Source organism: Bradyrhizobium sp. 6(2017), from assembly GCF_011058295.2.
GTDB classification, from domain to species: Bacteria; Pseudomonadota; Alphaproteobacteria; order Rhizobiales; family Xanthobacteraceae; genus Bradyrhizobium; species Bradyrhizobium septentrionale.
Genome location: NZ_CP049289.2, coordinates 221,059 through 237,871 on the forward strand (window position 1 = coordinate 221,059; position 16,813 = coordinate 237,871).

Consider the following 16,813-nt stretch of genomic DNA (forward strand, 5'->3'; position numbering starts at 1 on the left):
TCTTTCCGTCGATCGTGCTCAGCGCGCGCGCCGGACGCGCACATAAAGCGCGCCTTCGCCGCCATGGCCGATATGCGCTTCCTCGAAGCCGACCACCAGCGAGCGGAATTCCGGCAGGCTGAGCCATTCCGGCACCTGGCGGCGCAGCACGCCGCGTTCGGAATCGAGCCCGCCGACCTTGCCCTTGCCGGTGATGACGAGCACGAAGGTGAGCCCGTCGCTGTGCGCGCGTTGCAGGAAAGTGAACAGCACGCGATGCGCGCGGATCTGCGTCATGCCGTGGAGATCGAGCCGGGCATCGATCTCCTGCCGGCCACGCGACAGCTTTGCCCGCTCGCGGCGGCCGATCGGTGCCAGCGGCGGCGCTTGCGGGCGCGGCGGCGGCGCAGCCTTGACTGAATTGACCGGCTTGACCGGAATGGGTTTCGCCGCGGCGTGATGGGTGGCCGGGTCAGAGGCAGCGGCATGTGCCTTGGCAGCGGCCGGTCGCTTGCGCAGCGGCTTGACCTGTTTCGCCACGCTCTCCCAGAGCGCACGCTCCTCTTCGCTCAGCGCACGCTTGCGCCGCGACGGAGCGGACAGATCGGGGATCGGCGCGGGTCGTTTCATTGATCGCGGTGATGGCGAGTGCGCCGATAGCGCCGCTTCTCCGGTTGCGGAATGTCAGGCCGGGCTACCGGCAACGGCACCGGTTCTGCCACAGGCGCCGCCTGTGCAACAGAGGTCGTTGCAGCCGGCGCCGGAGACACGGCATCTTTCGCGGCCGAGGTCTGGGCGGCATGATTGGCCGCGTCTTTCGTCGGCCCCTTGGCGAGGCCTGCCGTCGGCACATCCGCAGCCTTCGCCGCCGGCTGGTCCTTCTGCGGATCGGTCTGCGGAAACAGTTTTGCGATCCTGGCCGAGGGCCGTTCGTCCGGGATCGGCAGCTTGTGGCCGCGCGCGACGGGGTCGAGACCCCTGGGCACCAGCATGACGAACTGCATGTTGTGCCGCAGCCGGCCCGAGACCTTGCCGGCGTCGGCGCCGGCGCCGAAATAGAGATCGGCGCGCGCCGGGCCGACGATCGCCGATCCGGTGTCCTGCGCGATCATCAGCCGGTGGAACGGCGTCTTCGATTGCTCGGAATCGATCGGCAACTCGCCGGCGATGAAGAACGGCGTACCGTAGACATGCAGCGCCTTGTCGACTGCGATCGAGCGGCCCGGCGTCAGCGGCACGCCCTGCGCGCCGACGGCCTCGTCCTTGTCGGACAGCGGGACCTGCCGGAAGAACACGTAGGAGCGGTTCGACCGCCGCAGCTCGTTGGCACCGTCAGGGTTCTGCTCCATCCACTCCCTGATTTTCTGCATTGACATCTGGTCCTTCGGGATGATGCCACGATCGATCAGGGCGCGGCCGACCGCCGTATAGGGAAAGCCGTTATGCGCGTCGTAATTGATGCGCAGCGTGGTGCCGTCCTCGAACTTGATCCGCGCCGAGCCCTGGATCTGCGCGAACAGGAGATCGGTCTGGCTCTTCAGCCAGGCGAGCTCGAGCCCGCGGCCGGCGATCGCGCCATCCTCGATCTGGGCGCGGTCGTAATAGGGCACGAGCTTGCGGCGGCCGATCTTGCGGTACACCGCGCCGCCATTGGGCAGGCCAACGGAGTCCTGCGTCTTGCCGCGCACGAACAGGTTGGAGGGGCGGCGATAGACCGGAACGTTGTAGACGTCGGTCCGGGTCCGCGATCCCTCGAGCACCGGCTCGTAGTAGCCGGTGACGAAGCCGGCGTCCTCGCCGAGCCGCGAGATGCGCAGCGGGACGAAATTCTGCTCGAAGAACTCCTTGGCCTTGACGCCGTCGCCGAGCTCGAGCCCCTTGGCGATCCGGCAGGGATCGCGCAGCGAGCTGCCGAGCGCCTTGGAGTCCGCCGGCGCGCCCTGCTGGGCCGCGATCGGCTTGCAGCTGGTGCGAAACGCCTTGTAGGCGGCAAGATGGTCGTCGTCGCTCCAGCCGGAGACATTGGCCCAGGCGAGCGGCTCATACTGGCTGCCGCTGACCTGCAGCGGCAATTCCAGATTGGGATAGGGGATCGGGTGAGAATGCTCGTGCCGCGGCGGCGGGTGCCGGCTCGACCGGTAACGCGCGGCGATCGCCGCGGTAGAGCACAGCACCGCGAGCGCGCAGCACGCGACGGCGAGGCGCCCGTAGCTGAGATGTTTAGTGAGCGCTTCCAGTGCCAACCAGCTTCCAATTCGGATCGCGGGAAGTCGAGTCGCGGGCGAATGTCCAGATGTCGGTGATGTCGGCGACCTTGTCCGGGCTGCCGTCGACGATGGTGCCCGCCTTGTCGCGCGTCACCGAGATCATCTGCGACACGAAACGGACGGTGAGCTGGGTCGAGCGATCGCGCGCCTCGGCGCTGACGATCTCGGCCTTGTCGATCGAAACGAACCGCGTCTCGGTCTTCTGCTCGTGCTTCTCGCGATCCTTGATCGCGGTCTCGAAGCTTTCATAGACCTCGGTCGACAGCAGGTCGCGCAGCGCGCGGCGATCGCCATTGGCGAAGGCCAGCACGATCATTTCATAGGCCGAGCGGGCGCCTGAGAGGAAATGCTGCGGATCGAACGAGGGGTCCTGGACAGCAACAGCGTCGAGACCCTGCGCGAGCGGCGTGCCCGGTTCGGCAGTGCCCTTCCAGCGGTCGGAAGGTTCCGCCGGCTCGGCTGACGGCACCGGCGGTGGCTGGTCGATGACCGATCCCGGCATCGGCACGACGTTGTTATCCTGGCCACGCTGCAAGACGTTGGGAGCGGCGCGATCATAGGGCGGCCGCTCGCTTCCTGTGCGCTGTCCGAGAACGCTGCGCAGGCGCAGGAAGATGAACACGGCGAGCGCCAGGAAGATGATGGTGTAGATATCCACGTCGAATTCGCTTTCTGGTCTCTGCCGGCAACCGGCCGGGGGTCAAAGCGTTCCCGGTCGGGAACGGCAGAGATTACATCACCGTTTGAGTCCGCAGCATGTAGGCACGAAACTATGCCCGGCCAATGGCGCTTTTTGGCACGGGCAAGTGTAGCGCGTTTTAACCCCGGGGGGAAACCCGTTCCTTTCAGGAAATCGCGCATCTTCAATAATTTAGGAAGCTGTTAAGAGATTGGGCGGAGTTGCGCCGGCAGCGCTTTGCCAAGGAATTTGGCCGCACCCCCGCCCCGGCGCGCTCGCTCGTCCTGCTTGTGGACCGAGCCGGGCCTATGATAGCCACTCGCCCGGCATCGGCATTCCCAACACCTTAACGCGTGCCGTCGGACACTCTGTCCATCGAGCGCTGCTCCAGGAGACATTTCATGACCAATGGCAACGGCGCCCCCGTCGAACAGGCCCCTCCCCAGCTCAACGTGCTGGCGCAGTACACCAAGGACCTGTCGTTCGAGAACCCGAATGCGCCCGCCTCGCTCGGCCAGCAGCAGCAGCAGCCGGCGATCAACATTCAGATCAACGTCTCCGCCAACAACCTGTCGGAAAACGAGTACGAGGTGATCCTTTCAGTCGAGGGCAAAGCCGAGACGGCGGGCAAGGTGATGTTCAGCTTCGATCTCGCCTATGCCGGTGTGTTCCGGATCGTGAATGTGCCGAAGGAGAACCTGCACCCGCTGGTCATGATCGAGTGCCCGCGGCTGCTGTTCCCGTTCGCCCGCGAAATCGTCGCGACCTCGGTCCGCGACGGCGGCTTCCCGCCCCTTTTGCTCGACCCCGTCGATTTCCTCGGTCTCTACCGTCAGAACATGGAGCGCCAGGCCGCCGCCCAGGCCGCCTCGGGCGTCAAGCCGAGCTGATCCGGAAAGTTCGAGAGACTTACCCCGTCATCCTGAGGAGCGCGAAGCGCGTCTCGAAGGATCGACGGGCCACCGGCTGGGCCGTTCATCCTTCGAGACGCCGCTTCGCGGCTCCTCAGGATGACGGAAATCGCAGTACTGTCTGATCAAGCCGCCGGGGCTTCAGCTGGCGCTGGCGGCGGCAGATAATCATTCCAGAGCGGCTTGTCGCCGAGCGTGGCAACGAAGGCCCGATGGGCTTCCCGATCCGCGTTAGTGACGCGCGCCAGCAGCGGGGTCTCGCGCTGCCGCCGCGGCGAATCACCATGGCTGCCCGCGCGCGCATCGGAGGTTTCCGACGCCAGGATGAGCTGCGACTGCCGCGCCCCGATCAGGTCGATATAGACCTCGGCCAGCAACTCGGAGTCGAGCAACGCGCCGTGCTTGGTGCGGCGGGAATTGTCGATCTGATAGCGCGAGCAGAGGTCGTCGAGCCGGTTCGACACGCCGGGATGCTTGCGGCGCGCCAGCAGCAGCGTGTCGACCAGCCGGTCCTTCGGGATCACCTTCCGCTTGATGCGATCGAGCTCGGCATTGATGAAGCTGATGTCGAACGACGCGTTGTGGATCACCAGCGGCGTATCGCCGATGAAGGCCAGGAAATCGTCGACCACTTCGTTGAACAGCGGCTTGGAGGCCAGGAACTCGGTCGACAGCCCGTGCACGGCGAACGCTTCCGCCGGCATGTCGCGCTCGGGATTGATGTAGACGTGGTAGGTCTGACCGGTCGGCATGCGGTTGAAGATCTCGACGCAGCCGATCTCGACCAGCCGGTCGCCGCGCAGCGGATCGAGGCCGGTGGTTTCGGTATCGAGAACGATTTCGCGCATGATTTGAAGCAATCCGAAAAGCGGCGAATCAGGTGCGCCGCTTCGGCATCTTAGCAACCTCGGCCAGAATGTCGCGGATACGCGCCCGCACCGGATCAAGTCCGTGCGAGGTATCCACGATGAAATCCGCGCGCTTGCGCTTCTCAGCGTCCGGCATCTGCTTGGCGATGATGGCGTCGAGCTTGGCGGCATCCATGGTGCCGCGGGCCAGCACGCGCTCGCGCTGCAATTCCGGCGAGGTCGTCACGACCACGACGGCATCGACGCGCTTCTCGCCGCCGGTCTCGAACAGCAACGGTATGTCGACGACGACGATGGGTGCACCTGCCGCCTCAGCATCGGCAAAGAATTTCTGCCGCGACGCGCCGAGCATCGGATGCACGATCTGCTCGAGCTGCTTTATCGCTGCAGCGTCGTGCACCACGCGCGCCGACAGCTTGGCGCGGTCGACCTTGCCATTGGTGGTGGTGCCGGGAAAAGCGGCTTCGATCGCCGGCGCGGCTTCGCCTTCGTAGAGTTGATGCACGGCCGCATCGGCGTCGTAGACCGGCACGCCGGCCTCGATGAATAATTTGGCCGTGGTGGATTTCCCCATCCCGATCGAGCCGGTCAGTCCAAGAATCAGCATCGTATCAACATCGGTTCAGCATCTCTCCGTCACCATGCGCCTCACACCGCGAGCAGCTTCTCGCGGCGCAGGAACGCAAGCAGCGACAATAGCGGCAGGCCGAGAATGGTGAAATGGTCGCCATCGATCCGCTCGAACAGATGCACGCCCAGACGCTCAAGCTGGTAGGCGCCGACGCTGGTCGTCACCGACGCCCCGGCCTCGTCGAGATAGGCCTCGATTTCGCCGGCCGCGAGCCGCCGCATCGTCATGCGGGCCACGCTCACATCGTCGAACAGGGCCCTTCCGTCACGCGCCACCGCGACGGCCGAATGTAGCTCGTGGGTCTGCCCGGCGAGCAGGCCGAGCTGCTCGGCGGCCTGCGCGCGGCCGGCAGGCTTGCTGAACATCCGCTGCCCCAGTGCCAGGGTCTGATCGGCGCCGACGACATATTGGCCCGGCTTCTGCCTTGAAATGAACAGCGCCTTCTCGCGCGCGAGCAGCGATGCGATCTCGCCCGGCGCGGAAAGGCCGGAATCCTTCTGCACCGCGCGTTCGTCGATGTCGGCAGGCAGCGCCTCGAAATCGAGCCCGGCGTTTTCGAGCAGCATCTTTCGCGCGCGGCTTTGCGACGCGAGGATCAGCTGCTGGGGGCCGCGCCAAATGCTCATCGTGCTTTGATCACTCCGACGGCCGCGCGCGCTGGCGGTCGTTATAGAGTTTCATGATCGCGGCCGCCGTCTCCTCGATCGAACGCCGCGTCACGTCGAGCAGCGCCCAGTTGAATTTCGCGCTCAGCCGGCGGGCAAAGGCGACCTCGTCGGCCACCGCCTGCTTGTCGATATAGGTGTCGTTGTCACGGTCGCCCATGGTCAGCAAGCGGTTCTGCCGGACCTGGATCAGGCGCTCCGGCGTCGCATGCAGGCTGACCACCAGGGGCTTCTTCAGGGTCTCGAGCTGGTGCGGCAACGGGATGCCCGGCACCAGCGGCACATTCGCGGTGCGGATGCCGCGGTTGGCGAGATAGATCGAGGTCGGCGTCTTCGAGGTACGGGACACGCCGACCAGGACAACGTCGGCGTCCTCGAGGCCTTCGACATGCTGACCGTCGTCATGGATCATCGTGTAGTTCAGCGCGTCGATCCGGGCGAAATACTCCGCGTTGAGCACGTGCTGCGCGCCGACGCGGCCGGTCGTCGCGGCCCCCAGATACGCCTCGAACAACTGCATCACCGGCCCGATGATCGACAGGCTCGGAACGTTGATTTCCTTGCACTTGCCCTCGAGCCGGCCGACCAGGTCCTTCTCCAGCAGCGTGAACAGGACGATGCCGGGCGATTCCTCGATCTCGTCGAGCACGCGATCGAGCTGCTTCTGGCTCCGCACCAGCGGATAGACATGCTCGACCGCAGTGACGTTGGCGTATTGCGCGGCAACCGCGCGCGCCACCGTGATCAGCGTCTCGCCGGTCGAATCAGACACCAGATGCAGGTGGAAATAGTTGGAGGTCGTCGGCACCAGAGCCCCTGTCTATCCTGTGAATCCCTGTGGAGGTCGAGGAGAAGAATCCGGGTCCGCCGCCCGGCCCCTGTATATCTCGCCCCTTTCTTCACAGCACTGCCGAAAAGGACAACTTGACGTCATGGCAAGGATGATAGTGAACCGGTGTGGATTTGTCTCTTGATAAGCTGGCCACCGAGGTGCGCAACCGATTGAGGAGAGGAACAGATTCCGGATACCAGTCTCCACCGGCCGCAATGTTGAGGGATGTGAACAAGCCCGCAAGAACCGCTGGATCGCGTTGCATGAGTCAAATTCACCGCTACTTAGACTCAAACCTTAGATTCTAAACTTAATTAGTTTTAGGAAAGCCGTGTGAGCGGATATGTATCCGTTCCTCGCTTGCAGCGCATTGCTTGCAACGCTGAGCCCGCCTGAGCCCCGCCCGAGTTGTTCCCCGAAAGGCATCCCTGCGATGTACGACTGGATCAAGGCCCTGCACATCGTTGCCGTGATCTCGTGGATGGCGGGAATGCTCTATCTGCCGCGGCTGTTCGTCTATCATTGCGAAGCCGAAGCTGGCTCGAAGCAGTCCGAGACCTTCAAGGTCATGGAGCGGCGGCTTTTGAAGGCAATCATCAACCCGGCGATGATCGTGACCTGGCTGGCCGGGCTTTATCTGGCCTGGGCCGGACACTGGTACCTATCGGGCTGGTTTCACGTCAAGTTTACGCTGGTGCTCGTCATGTCGGGTATCCACGGCTTTTTGTCCCGCTGCGTGAAGGATTTCGCCGTCGACCGGAATCGACGTAGCCAGAAATTCTACCGCATTATCAACGAGGTGCCGACGCTTCTGATGATCCTGATCGTGATCATGGTGGTCGTGAAGCCGTTCTAGACATTGCGATGCCTGGGAAGCATGCTTCAGTTCTTCTTGCGAAGGACGGATCGATTTTCTATATAGGTTTTATCCCACCCCACGCAGGCGGATGTGGTCGCGTTTCGGTTCTTTTCGGGCCGGCGCCGCATCAGGTTTGAAGCCCAAACGGCACTTTCCTGGCTGAGACCTGCGGACCTTCCTTTGGCGTCCGCTTTTTCCAAGCCACCTCGCACCCCTTCCCTACCTACTTCCTCACAGGACGACCCCAATGCGGGAAATCAAACTCCAGGACCTCAAATCGAAAACGCCGGCCGAGCTCGTCTCGTTTGCGGAAGAGAACGGGGTCGAGAATGCCAGCACCATGCGCAAGCAGGAGCTGATGTTCGCAATTCTCAAGCAGCTGGCGATCGCCGAGACCGACATCATCGGTGAAGGCGTTGTCGAGGTGCTGTCCGACGGCTTCGGCTTTCTTCGTTCGCCCGATGCGAACTATCTGCCCGGCCCCGACGACATCTACGTTTCGCCGTCGCAGATCCGCCGTTTCGGCCTGCGTACCGGCGACACGATCGAAGGTCACATTCGCAGCCCGAAGGAAGGCGAACGCTATTTCGCGCTGCTGAAAGTCAACACGCTCAATTTCGAAGATCCGGAAAAGTCGAAGCACAAGGTCAATTTCGACAACCTCACGCCGCTGTTTCCCAATCAGCGTTTTCGCATGGAGCTTGAGGATTCCACCAAGAAAGACCTTTCTGCTCGCGTGATCGATATCGTCGCGCCGATCGGCAAGGGCCAGCGCGCGCTGATCGTGGCGCCGCCGCGCACCGGCAAGACGGTGCTGATGCAGAACATCGCGCACTCCATCACCGCCAATCATCCCGACTGCTATCTGATCGTGCTTCTGATCGACGAGCGTCCGGAAGAAGTCACGGACATGCAGCGCTCGGTGAAGGGCGAGGTGGTGTCGTCGACCTTCGACGAACCCGCCGTGCGTCACGTCCAGGTCGCGGAGATGGTGATCGAGAAGGCGAAGCGCCTCGTCGAGCACGGCCGCGACGTCGTGATCCTGCTCGATTCGATCACGCGCCTCGGCCGCGCCTACAACACCGTGGTGCCGTCATCCGGCAAGGTGTTGACCGGCGGTGTCGACGCCAACGCGTTGCAGCGCCCGAAGCGCTTCTTCGGTGCCGCGCGCAACATCGAGGAGGGCGGTTCGCTGACCATCATCGCGACCGCGCTGGTCGATACCGGCAGCCGCATGGACGAAGTCATTTTCGAAGAGTTCAAGGGCACCGGTAACTCCGAGCTGATCCTCGACCGCAAGGTCTCGGACAAGCGGACCTTCCCGGCGATCGATATTGCCCGCTCCGGCACCCGCAAGGAGGAACTCATCACCGATCCGCAGGTGCTGAAGAAGATGTACGTCCTGCGCCGCATCCTCAATCCGATGGGCACCATGGACGCGATCGACTTCCTGCTCGACAAGCTCCGGAACACCAAGAGCAACTCGGAATTCTTCGATTCCATGAACACCTGAGGCCGCGGCCGAAAAGGATAGGGCGCTCCGCACAAGCGGGGCGCCCTTTTTCATGCTGCGGACTTGCTGCAGCAGGGTGCAGCATAAATTGGGCCATCTTGGCGCATTCAATTTTCATGCAAATGTCTGATACAATTAATTATTTATATCATTGAGGTGTAATCTGGGCTGGCGGTTTCTGCAGCATAATTGTTGCGTGGATGCTGCAACGCAGCATTCTGCGGTATGGCGTGCGGAATCGAAGCGGCATTGCCTTTGCCGATTTGCTGGAAGAAATAGGCGATGCATCCACGCGACCAAACCATCTTCGCGTTGTCCTCGGGACGGCCACCGAGCGCGATCGCCATCGTCAGGCTGTCTGGGCCAATGGCCGAGTCGGTCATTGCTGGCCTGGCCGAGAAGAAGCCGGTTCCGCGGATGGCGACCCGGGCGTTGCTTCGCGATTCGAAGCGCCAACCGATCGATGACGCGATCGTCTTGTGGTTTCCAGGCCCGGCAAGTGCCACCGGCGAGGATGTCGCCGAATTCCATGTCCATGGAGGACGCGCGGTTTTGTCGGCGATGTTCGACGCGATCGCGGCATTCGAGAATGTGCGGCCGGCCGAGCCCGGCGAGTTCACGCGGCGGGCGTTCGAGAACGGCAAGCTCGACCTGACCGAAGCCGAAGGCCTCGACGATCTGATCCACGCCGACACCGACCGCCAGCGGCGCCAGGCACTGCGCCAGCTGAAAGGGCTGCTCGGCGATCGCGCGCGGGACTGGCGCGAGCGGATCATCGCAGCGTCGGCGCTGATCGAGGCCGGGATCGATTTCTCCGATGAAGGCGACGTGCCGGCGGAGCTGATCGCACCGGCGCTCGAGCGGATCCGGACGCTGCATGATGAAATCAAGGAAGTCCTTGCGGGGCAGGGGCAAAGCGAGCGGCTGCGCGACGGCTTGGTGGTCGCGATCACAGGCCCGCCGAACGTCGGCAAATCGACCCTGATCAATCAGCTCGCCCGGCGCGAGGTCGCGATCGTCTCGCCGCATGCCGGCACGACGCGTGATGTGATCGAGGTGCAACTCGATCTCGACGGCTATCCGGTCACGGTGATCGACACCGCAGGGATCCGCGAGACCAATGACCCGGTCGAGCAGGAGGGCGTCCGCCGTGCCCGTGCGCGGGCCGCGGAAGCGGACCTCGTGCTGTGGCTGGCCGACAGCGGCGGCGCAAAGGTCGGGCATGGCGGCACGACGCCAACCTGGCTGGTGCGAAACAAGATCGACTTCGTCAGGGCTCCGTCGGGCGAGGGAGGCAATCACCCTGAATTCAGGATCTCGGCTGCCCGCGGCGACGGCCTCTCCGAGCTCATCGCCGCACTGGTCGGTTTCGCTCACGACTATTTTGCGACCAGCGAAGGCGGTTTGATCAGCCGGACCCGGCAGCGCGGATTGCTCCAGGAGACCGTCGAATCTCTCCAGCGCAGCATCGACGTGGTCGGGCAGGGCGAGGAACTCGCGGCCGAGGAACTCCGAAGGGCGGCCTATTCGCTGGGCCGTCTGCTCGGTCGGGTTGATGTCGAGGACATCCTGGACGTCATCTTCCGCGAATTCTGCGTAGGGAAGTAGCGACACCCGTCTGTTTCACGTGAAGCATGGTTTCGATCTGGTTAACGAACCCCCGTCCCGTTTCACGTGAAACAATCGCATGGCGTGATCGTGCTGTTTCACGTGAAACACCACCGTCCGTCATTGAGCGCGAAGCGAGTTGCCCCGCCGAAGCCTAGCGAAGGCGGAAGCAGTCCATATCTGCCCCAGCGTGGGTCTCGGCCTGACGACTCCAACTTCGTTCTTCCGGCTTTCATCACTCCGCGATAGAAGTCCCGCCATGACTCCCAGGGCAGACACATTCGACGTCATCGTCATCGGCGGCGGCCATGCCGGCTGCGAGGCCGCGAGCGCGTCTGCCCGGATGGGCGCGAAGACCGCCCTGGTGACCCATCATTTTGCGACGATCGGCGCGATGTCCTGCAATCCGGCCATCGGCGGGCTCGGCAAGGGCCATCTGGTCCGCGAGGTCGATGCTTTGGACGGCCTGATGGGCCGGGTTGCCGACGCCGGCGGCATCCAGTTCCGCATGCTCAATCGCCGGAAGGGTCCGGCAGTCCGCGGCCCCCGGGCCCAGGCCGACCGCAAGCTCTATGCCGCCGCGATGCAGGCGGCGATCACCGAGACCGCGAACCTGGGCGTCATCGAGGGCGAGGCGGACGAACTGATCGTCGTCGATGGCCGCGTGACCGGTATCCGCCTGGGCGACGGCCGGCAGCTTTCCGCGGGTGCGGTTGTCATCACGACCGGCACCTTCCTGCGTGGCCTGATCCATCTCGGCGAGAAGAACTGGCCGGCGGGTCGGGTCGGCGAGGCGCCGGCCATGGGCCTGTCTGCCTCGTTCGAACGGGCAGGATTTGTGCTCGGCCGGCTCAAGACCGGGACGCCTCCGCGCCTCGACGGCACCACGATCGACTGGTCCGCGGTCGAAATGCAGCCCGGGGACGACCCGCCGGAGCCGTTTTCGGTGATGACGGACCGGATCACGACGGCACAGATCCAGTGCGGCATCACCCGGACCACGCCGGCGACGCATGAGGTGATCCGGGCCAATGTGCATCGTTCGCCGATGCATTCCGGCCAGATCAAGAGCTCCGGACCGCGCTATTGCCCCTCGATCGAGGACAAGATCGTCCGGTTCGGCGATCGCGACGGCCATCAGATCTTCCTGGAGCCGGAAGGGCTCGACGACACCACGGTCTATCCCAACGGCATCTCGACCTCGCTGCCGGAGGAAGTCCAGCTCGCGATCCTCGCCAGCATCCCCGGCCTCGAGCGGGTGAGGATGGTCCGGCCGGGCTATGCGATCGAGTACGACCACGTCGACCCCAGGGAGCTCGATCCGACCCTGCAGACCAAGCGTCTGCGCGGGCTTTTCTTGGCCGGCCAGATCAATGGCACCACCGGTTACGAGGAGGCGGCGGGGCAGGGCATCGTCGCCGGGCTTAATGCCGCGCAGGCGGCCGGCGGTGCCGACCCGATCGTGTTCGACCGCGCCGACGGCTATCTCGGGGTGATGATCGACGACCTCGTCACCCGCGGGATCACCGAACCCTATCGCATGTTCACCTCGCGCGCCGAATACCGGCTGACGCTGCGCGCCGACAATGCCGACCAGCGGCTGACCGACAAGGGTATCGCACTCGGATGCGTCGGAACGGCGCGCGCGGAGCGTCACCGGACCAAGATGGCGGCGCTGGAGGGCGCCAAGACCTTGGCGAAGTCGCTCGCGATCACCCCCAACGAAGCGGCCAAGCACGGGCTGTCGCTCAACCGCGACGGACACCGACGCTCGGCGTTTGAGCTGCTGGCTTATCCCGACATTGAATGGCCCGCGGTCCAGGCGATCTGGCCGGAGCTGTCGGCCATTGACCCTGTTATCGCGGTGCATCTCGAGATCGATGCCAAATACGATGTCTATCTGAAGCGCCAGACCGCCGACGTCGACGCCTTCCGGCGCGACGAGGGCCTGGTCCTGACCGATGTCGACTATGCCGACGTTCCCGGGCTCTCGAACGAAGCGCGCGCCAAGCTGCAGAAGGCGCAGCCGCGGACGGTCGGGCAGGCGGGCCGGATCGACGGCATGACGCCTGCGGCGCTCGGTATATTGGCCGCCTATCTGCGGCGCGAAGCGCGACGGAAATCAGCCAAGAGCCTCGGCCTGACGTTTCACGTGAAACGTGGGCGCTGAGCGCTTATCTTTGCAGGGCGGAGGCGATTCCATCGCCTCCGAGCCCGCGGTCTACTTCCCTTTCGTTCAGACAGCCCGACCTACGCCCAGAATGGCCCCAGCCTCGCAACCCGCAGAACTCACCGTCTCCGCCAACGACAAGGCGGCAGCGCTCGCGCTCACCCCTGTTTCACGTGAAACAGAGGCGCGGCTCGACCGCTACATCGCCCTTCTCCTTGAATGGCAGGCGAAGACCAATCTCGTCGCGCCCTCCACCCTGCCAAACCTCTGGACCCGTCATATCTCCGACTCGCTGCAGCTTCTCAGCCTCGCGCCAACGGCAAAGTCCTGGGTCGATCTCGGCAGCGGCGGCGGTTTTCCCGGCGTCGTGCTGGCCTGTGCTTTGGCCGAGACATCAGGCGCTTCGATCCATCTGGTTGAGCGAATCGCCAAGAAGGCCGCATTCTTGCGCGAGGCTGTCAGAGTGACGGTGTCACCGGGGACGGTGCATCTGGCTGATATCGGGGATACTGTGGATAGAATCGCAGGGCCCATCGATTGCGTCACCGCGCGGGCGCTGGCTCCGTTACATCAACTGATCGGCTTTGCGGAGCCGTGGGTCAAAAAGGGCGCCAAGGCGCTGTTTTTGAAGGGTCAAGATGTAGAGGCCGAATTGACCGAGGCCACTAAATATTGGATTATTGAGCCAAAGCTACACGCCAGCCGTACCGGCGGACAGGGCTGGATCGTCGAACTCGGGTCAATCGAGCGGCGCTAGGGGACTCCGCAAGAGCAAATGGTATTTTGGTATGACTGTGATGGACGAGGTTTATCAAGAGGATAGGGCGACCCAGCCGTCCGGCCATCCGCGCATCCTGTCGCTCGCCAATCAGAAGGGCGGCGTCGGCAAGACAACCACGGCGATCAACCTTGGCACAGCACTCGCAGCGATTGGCGAACGGGTCCTGATCGTCGATCTCGACCCCCAGGGCAATGCCTCGACCGGCCTCGGCATCGATCGCCGCAACCGCAGCTGCTCGACCTACGACGTCCTAATCGGCGAGGCGCCGCTGCGCGATGCCGTGGTCGCGACCGCGGTGCCGCGGCTGCACATCGCCGCCTCCACCATGGATCTCTCCGGCCTCGAGCTCGAACTCGGCACCACGCCGGGCCGCGCGTTCCGGCTGCGCGATGCGATCGCCGGGCTCAACAACAACGTCTCGCCGGAAGCCGACTACACCTACGTGCTGATCGACTGCCCGCCCTCGCTCAACCTGCTCACCGTAAATGCAATGGCGGCGTCGGATGCGATCCTGGTGCCGCTGCAATGCGAGTTCTTCGCGCTCGAAGGTCTGTCGCAATTGCTGCAGACCGTGGAGCAGGTGCGCTCGACGCTCAATCCGAGCCTGTCGATCCACGGCATCGTGCTGACCATGTTCGACTCGCGCAACAACCTCTCCAACCAGGTCGTTGCCGACGTGCGCCAGTTCATGGGCGACAAGGTCTACGACACCATGATCCCGCGCAACGTGCGCATCTCGGAAGCACCGTCCTACGGCAAGCCCGTGCTGGTCTACGATCTCAAATGCGCCGGCAGCGATGCGTATCTCAAGCTCGCCACCGAAGTGATCCAGCGCGAGCGCGAGCTGCGCGCGCATTGACGGTGCGCCGGATGGGTGGAGCGCAGCGAACCCGATCTCGGCACATGACGGCAGCGATGGGCTTCGCTGCGCTCGACCCATCCACCGATTCTGAAATTCAAGTCTGGAGTACTGCGCGTGAATCCAAGGGAGCTCGCAACAATGGCCGATGAAGCGCGTTCGCGACTGGGGCGCGGGCTGGCAAGCCTGATCGGAGATGTCGGCGGCGAGGCCGCGCATGTCGAGCGGCCGCGCAACCAGCGCAAGGTGCCGATCGAATTTCTCAAGGCCAACCCGCGCAACCCGCGGCGCAGCTTCGCCGACGCCGAGCTCGGCGAGCTTGCCGATTCGATCAAGGCGCGCGGCGTGATCCAGCCGATCGTGGTGCGCGCCATCAAGGGCGTGCAGGACCGCTACGAGATCATCGCCGGCGAACGCCGCTGGCGCGCCTCGCAGCTCGCCGGGCTGCACGAAGTGCCGATCGTGCCGGTCGAGGTCTCTGATGCCGACGCGCTCGAGATCATGATCATCGAGAACGTCCAGCGCGAAGACTTGAATGCGATGGAAGAGGCGCAGGGCTATCACGCGCTCGCCGACGAGTTCAAACGCAACCAGGAAGACATCGCCAAGATCGTCGGCAAGAGCCGCAGCCACGTCGCCAACATGATGCGGCTGACCAAGCTGCCCGCCGAGGTGCAGGCGCTGATCTCCAAGGGCGATCTCTCCGCCGGCCACGCCCGCGCACTGATCGGGGTGCCGGATCCGCTCGCTGCCGCGAAGCGCATCGTCGCCGAGGGCCTCAACGTCCGCCAGGCCGAGGCGCTGGCGCATGAGGAGGGCGTCCCGGAGCGCAAGCCGCAGAAGGCGCGCAGTGGCAGTGCGGCCAAGGTCGACAAGGATGCCGACACGCTGGCGCTCGAGAAGCGCGTCAGCGATGCGCTCGGCCTTGCCGTCACCGTCAGCCACCGCGATCCCGGCGGCACCGTCCAGATCAGCTACCGCAACCTCGAGCAGCTCGACGAGGTGGTGCGGCGGCTGGAGGGCGGTTAGTCCGGCGGCATCCGTCTCCGTCATTGCGAGGAGCGATAGCGACGAAGCAATCCATCCCTCTGCACGTGCGGAGCGATGGATTGCTTCGCTTCGCTCGCAATGACGTCTTCCCAATAGCGTGCTTCACCCCCGCCGCTTCGCATTGGCCGCGATCGACAGCAGCGCGCGCTGTGCGATCACGGCGGCGAGCGCGGCCTGCTTGCGCATGTCGAGCGCTGCGTTCGCGAGCTGATCGATCACATTCACCAGCCGCGGCGGAGTGAAATTGCGCAACGCGATCTCGACCATGGGCTTGCGCGAGAAGTGCAGCCGCGGAAATCCGCCTTCGAGCACGGTTGATGCCGGCGCGCCGTCCGCGATTGCGAGCGCCGATTTGTGCAGCCACGCCGCCTGGCGCTGCGCGGCCGAGATGATCACGCCGGGATAGGTGCCGGCGACCATCGCCTTGGTGAACTCGGTCTCGACCAGCGCGGCGTTGCCGGCGAAGGCGCCATCGACGATCGGATCGAGTTTCAGCTCGGAGGCGTCGGAGACCACGGTCATGACGTCGTCGAGCGTGATCTCGCCCTTGCCATGCGCGAACAGCGCAAGCTTGCGCAGCTCGTTGCGCGAGGCCATGCGGTCGCCACCGAGCAGCGACATCAGCACCGCGCGCGCATCGCCCGCGAGCCGCAGATTGGAGACGCGCAGCTCGTCCTCGATCAGCTTGGTGAGGTCGCGTTCGGTGTCGGGATAGCAGCCGATCGCAACCGCATTCTTGGCGCGCTCGCAGATCTTGCGCAGTGGCGATTCCGGCCGCAGTTCGCCGGCCTCGATCACGATGCGGCAATCCTTCAGCGCGGGGGTCTCGGTCAGCGTCTCGACGCCGCTCGAAAAATTGCGCGAGCCGGCGCGGACGCGGATGGCGCGACGGCCGCCGAATAGCGGCACGGTCATGGCTTCATCGACCAGCCGCGACGGCTCGGCGGCGAGCTCGTCGCCATCGAGCCGCACCAGCGAGAACGGATCGTTGGGATCGTCGACGGCGGAGGCCATCAGCGCGTCGGCGCGCTCGCGCACCAAGCCTAAGTCCGGACCGTAAAGCAGGATGATCGGACGGCCGGCGTCAGGCCGGGCGAGGAAGCTGTCGATCTCTTTTCCGCGAAGTGCTGCCAATGCGGC

The 16,813-nt window shown here is 64.4% G+C and carries 17 protein-coding genes; 8 read left to right on the forward strand and 9 right to left on the reverse strand.

The annotated features are described in order from the left end of the window. Nucleotides 1-18 precede the first annotated feature (18 nt). Genes G6P99_RS01045 through G6P99_RS01055 form a run of 3 tightly spaced genes read right to left on the reverse strand, consistent with a single transcriptional unit; the run spans nucleotide 19 to nucleotide 2,904 of the window. The gene (locus G6P99_RS01045) at nucleotides 19-609 is read right to left on the reverse strand and encodes a Smr/MutS family protein (protein WP_029080981.1); all 591 of its coding nucleotides are present in this window, start codon (nucleotides 607-609) and stop codon (nucleotides 19-21) included. Then, nucleotides 606-2,222: a murein transglycosylase A gene (locus tag G6P99_RS01050; protein WP_371261171.1), complete on the reverse strand. Its 1,617-nt coding sequence runs from the start codon at nucleotides 2,220-2,222 to the stop codon at nucleotides 606-608. Before G6P99_RS01050 ends, G6P99_RS01045 begins: the two co-directional genes overlap by 4 nt. Further along, a complete protein-coding gene (locus G6P99_RS01055) occupies nucleotides 2,200-2,904 on the reverse strand; it encodes a Tim44/TimA family putative adaptor protein (protein ID WP_029080979.1) in 705 nt (234 codons plus the stop codon). The genes G6P99_RS01050 and G6P99_RS01055 overlap by 23 nt, the downstream gene beginning before the upstream one ends. 422 nt (nucleotides 2,905-3,326) lie before the next feature. On the opposite strand from G6P99_RS01055, the gene secB reads away from it, so the two are divergent. Next, entirely contained in the window at nucleotides 3,327-3,815 is a 489-nt protein-coding gene (gene secB / locus G6P99_RS01060) for a protein-export chaperone SecB (RefSeq protein WP_029080978.1), read from the forward strand. Nucleotides 3,816-3,961: 146 nt separating this feature from the next. Here the strand turns inward: secB and dnaQ are convergent, their stop codons facing one another. The 4 genes from dnaQ to G6P99_RS01080 are packed head-to-tail and all read right to left on the reverse strand — an operon-like array spanning nucleotide 3,962 to nucleotide 6,809. After that, nucleotides 3,962-4,684 carry a DNA polymerase III subunit epsilon gene (gene dnaQ / locus G6P99_RS01065; RefSeq protein ID WP_165127014.1) on the reverse strand — a complete coding sequence of 241 codons (723 nt, stop codon included), beginning with the start codon at nucleotides 4,682-4,684 and terminating at the stop codon, nucleotides 3,962-3,964. Between the two features lie 28 nt (nucleotides 4,685-4,712). Further along, the gene (gene coaE / locus G6P99_RS01070) at nucleotides 4,713-5,312 is read right to left on the reverse strand and encodes a dephospho-CoA kinase (protein ID WP_029080976.1); all 600 of its coding nucleotides are present in this window, start codon (nucleotides 5,310-5,312) and stop codon (nucleotides 4,713-4,715) included. A 41-nt stretch (nucleotides 5,313-5,353) separates the two neighbouring features. Further along, nucleotides 5,354-5,962, reverse strand: a complete 609-nt coding sequence (locus G6P99_RS01075) for a Maf family protein (protein ID WP_029080975.1) — start codon at nucleotides 5,960-5,962, stop codon at nucleotides 5,354-5,356. A 10-nt stretch (nucleotides 5,963-5,972) separates the two neighbouring features. Next, entirely contained in the window at nucleotides 5,973-6,809 is an 837-nt protein-coding gene (locus G6P99_RS01080; protein WP_029080974.1) for a pyruvate, water dikinase regulatory protein, read from the reverse strand. Between the two features lie 457 nt (nucleotides 6,810-7,266). Between G6P99_RS01080 and hemJ the strand changes: the two genes are divergently transcribed. Further along, nucleotides 7,267-7,689, forward strand: coding sequence for a protoporphyrinogen oxidase HemJ (gene hemJ, locus G6P99_RS01085; RefSeq protein ID WP_029080973.1), 423 nt, complete (start codon nucleotides 7,267-7,269; stop codon nucleotides 7,687-7,689). 250 nt (nucleotides 7,690-7,939) lie between these two features. Further along, nucleotides 7,940-9,205, forward strand: coding sequence for a transcription termination factor Rho (rho, locus tag G6P99_RS01090; RefSeq protein ID WP_021078151.1), 1,266 nt, complete (start codon nucleotides 7,940-7,942; stop codon nucleotides 9,203-9,205). Between the two features lie 143 nt (nucleotides 9,206-9,348). On the opposite strand, the gene G6P99_RS01095 is transcribed toward rho, so the two are convergent. Next, nucleotides 9,349-9,588: a hypothetical protein gene (locus tag G6P99_RS01095; RefSeq protein WP_245284669.1), complete on the reverse strand. Its 240-nt coding sequence runs from the start codon at nucleotides 9,586-9,588 to the stop codon at nucleotides 9,349-9,351. Between G6P99_RS01095 and mnmE the strand changes: the two genes are divergently transcribed. From mnmE to G6P99_RS01120, 5 genes are all read left to right on the forward strand, one after another. Next, on the forward strand, nucleotides 9,488-10,813 hold the full coding sequence (gene mnmE / locus G6P99_RS01100; protein WP_165127016.1) for a tRNA uridine-5-carboxymethylaminomethyl(34) synthesis GTPase MnmE: 1,326 nt from the start codon (nucleotides 9,488-9,490) through the stop codon (nucleotides 10,811-10,813). The two genes, G6P99_RS01095 and mnmE, sit on opposite strands and share 101 nt — an antisense overlap. 259 nt (nucleotides 10,814-11,072) lie before the next feature. Beyond that, nucleotides 11,073-12,983: a tRNA uridine-5-carboxymethylaminomethyl(34) synthesis enzyme MnmG gene (mnmG, locus tag G6P99_RS01105; protein WP_165127018.1), complete on the forward strand. Its 1,911-nt coding sequence runs from the start codon at nucleotides 11,073-11,075 to the stop codon at nucleotides 12,981-12,983. A gap of 91 nt (nucleotides 12,984-13,074) precedes the next feature. Then, nucleotides 13,075-13,740 carry a 16S rRNA (guanine(527)-N(7))-methyltransferase RsmG gene (gene rsmG, locus G6P99_RS01110; protein ID WP_029080969.1) on the forward strand — a complete coding sequence of 222 codons (666 nt, stop codon included), beginning with the start codon at nucleotides 13,075-13,077 and terminating at the stop codon, nucleotides 13,738-13,740. A gap of 31 nt (nucleotides 13,741-13,771) precedes the next feature. Continuing rightward, on the forward strand, nucleotides 13,772-14,623 hold the full coding sequence (locus tag G6P99_RS01115) for a ParA family protein (RefSeq protein WP_029080968.1): 852 nt from the start codon (nucleotides 13,772-13,774) through the stop codon (nucleotides 14,621-14,623). A 141-nt stretch (nucleotides 14,624-14,764) separates the two neighbouring features. Then, complete coding sequence (locus G6P99_RS01120) at nucleotides 14,765-15,652, forward strand: ParB/RepB/Spo0J family partition protein (protein WP_029080967.1); 888 nt, start codon at nucleotides 14,765-14,767, stop codon at nucleotides 15,650-15,652. A 123-nt stretch (nucleotides 15,653-15,775) separates the two neighbouring features. On the opposite strand, the gene holA is transcribed toward G6P99_RS01120, so the two are convergent. Beyond that, entirely contained in the window at nucleotides 15,776-16,807 is a 1,032-nt protein-coding gene (holA, locus tag G6P99_RS01125) for a DNA polymerase III subunit delta (protein ID WP_029080966.1), read from the reverse strand. Nucleotides 16,808-16,813: the final 6 nt, after the last annotated feature.

Excerpts from the sequence above, each read along its gene's own strand:
- G6P99_RS01045 (WP_029080981.1), bottom strand. The coding sequence starts at position 609 with ATGAAACGACCCGCGCCGATCCCCGATCTGTCCGCTCCGTCGCGGCGC.
- secB (WP_029080978.1), top strand. The coding sequence starts at position 3,327 with ATGACCAATGGCAACGGCGCCCCCGTCGAACAGGCCCCTCCCCAGCTC.
- dnaQ (WP_165127014.1), bottom strand. The coding sequence starts at position 4,684 with ATGCGCGAAATCGTTCTCGATACCGAAACCACCGGCCTCGATCCGCTG.
- coaE (WP_029080976.1), bottom strand. The coding sequence starts at position 5,312 with ATGCTGATTCTTGGACTGACCGGCTCGATCGGGATGGGGAAATCCACC.
- G6P99_RS01075 (WP_029080975.1), bottom strand. The coding sequence starts at position 5,962 with ATGAGCATTTGGCGCGGCCCCCAGCAGCTGATCCTCGCGTCGCAAAGC.
- hemJ (WP_029080973.1), top strand. The coding sequence starts at position 7,267 with ATGTACGACTGGATCAAGGCCCTGCACATCGTTGCCGTGATCTCGTGG.
- rho (WP_021078151.1), top strand. The coding sequence starts at position 7,940 with ATGCGGGAAATCAAACTCCAGGACCTCAAATCGAAAACGCCGGCCGAG.
- mnmE (WP_165127016.1), top strand. The coding sequence starts at position 9,488 with ATGCATCCACGCGACCAAACCATCTTCGCGTTGTCCTCGGGACGGCCA.
- G6P99_RS01095 (WP_245284669.1), bottom strand. The coding sequence starts at position 9,588 with ATGACCGACTCGGCCATTGGCCCAGACAGCCTGACGATGGCGATCGCG.
- mnmG (WP_165127018.1), top strand. The coding sequence starts at position 11,073 with ATGACTCCCAGGGCAGACACATTCGACGTCATCGTCATCGGCGGCGGC.
- rsmG (WP_029080969.1), top strand. The coding sequence starts at position 13,075 with ATGGCCCCAGCCTCGCAACCCGCAGAACTCACCGTCTCCGCCAACGAC.
- G6P99_RS01115 (WP_029080968.1), top strand. The coding sequence starts at position 13,772 with ATGACTGTGATGGACGAGGTTTATCAAGAGGATAGGGCGACCCAGCCG.
- G6P99_RS01120 (WP_029080967.1), top strand. The coding sequence starts at position 14,765 with ATGGCCGATGAAGCGCGTTCGCGACTGGGGCGCGGGCTGGCAAGCCTG.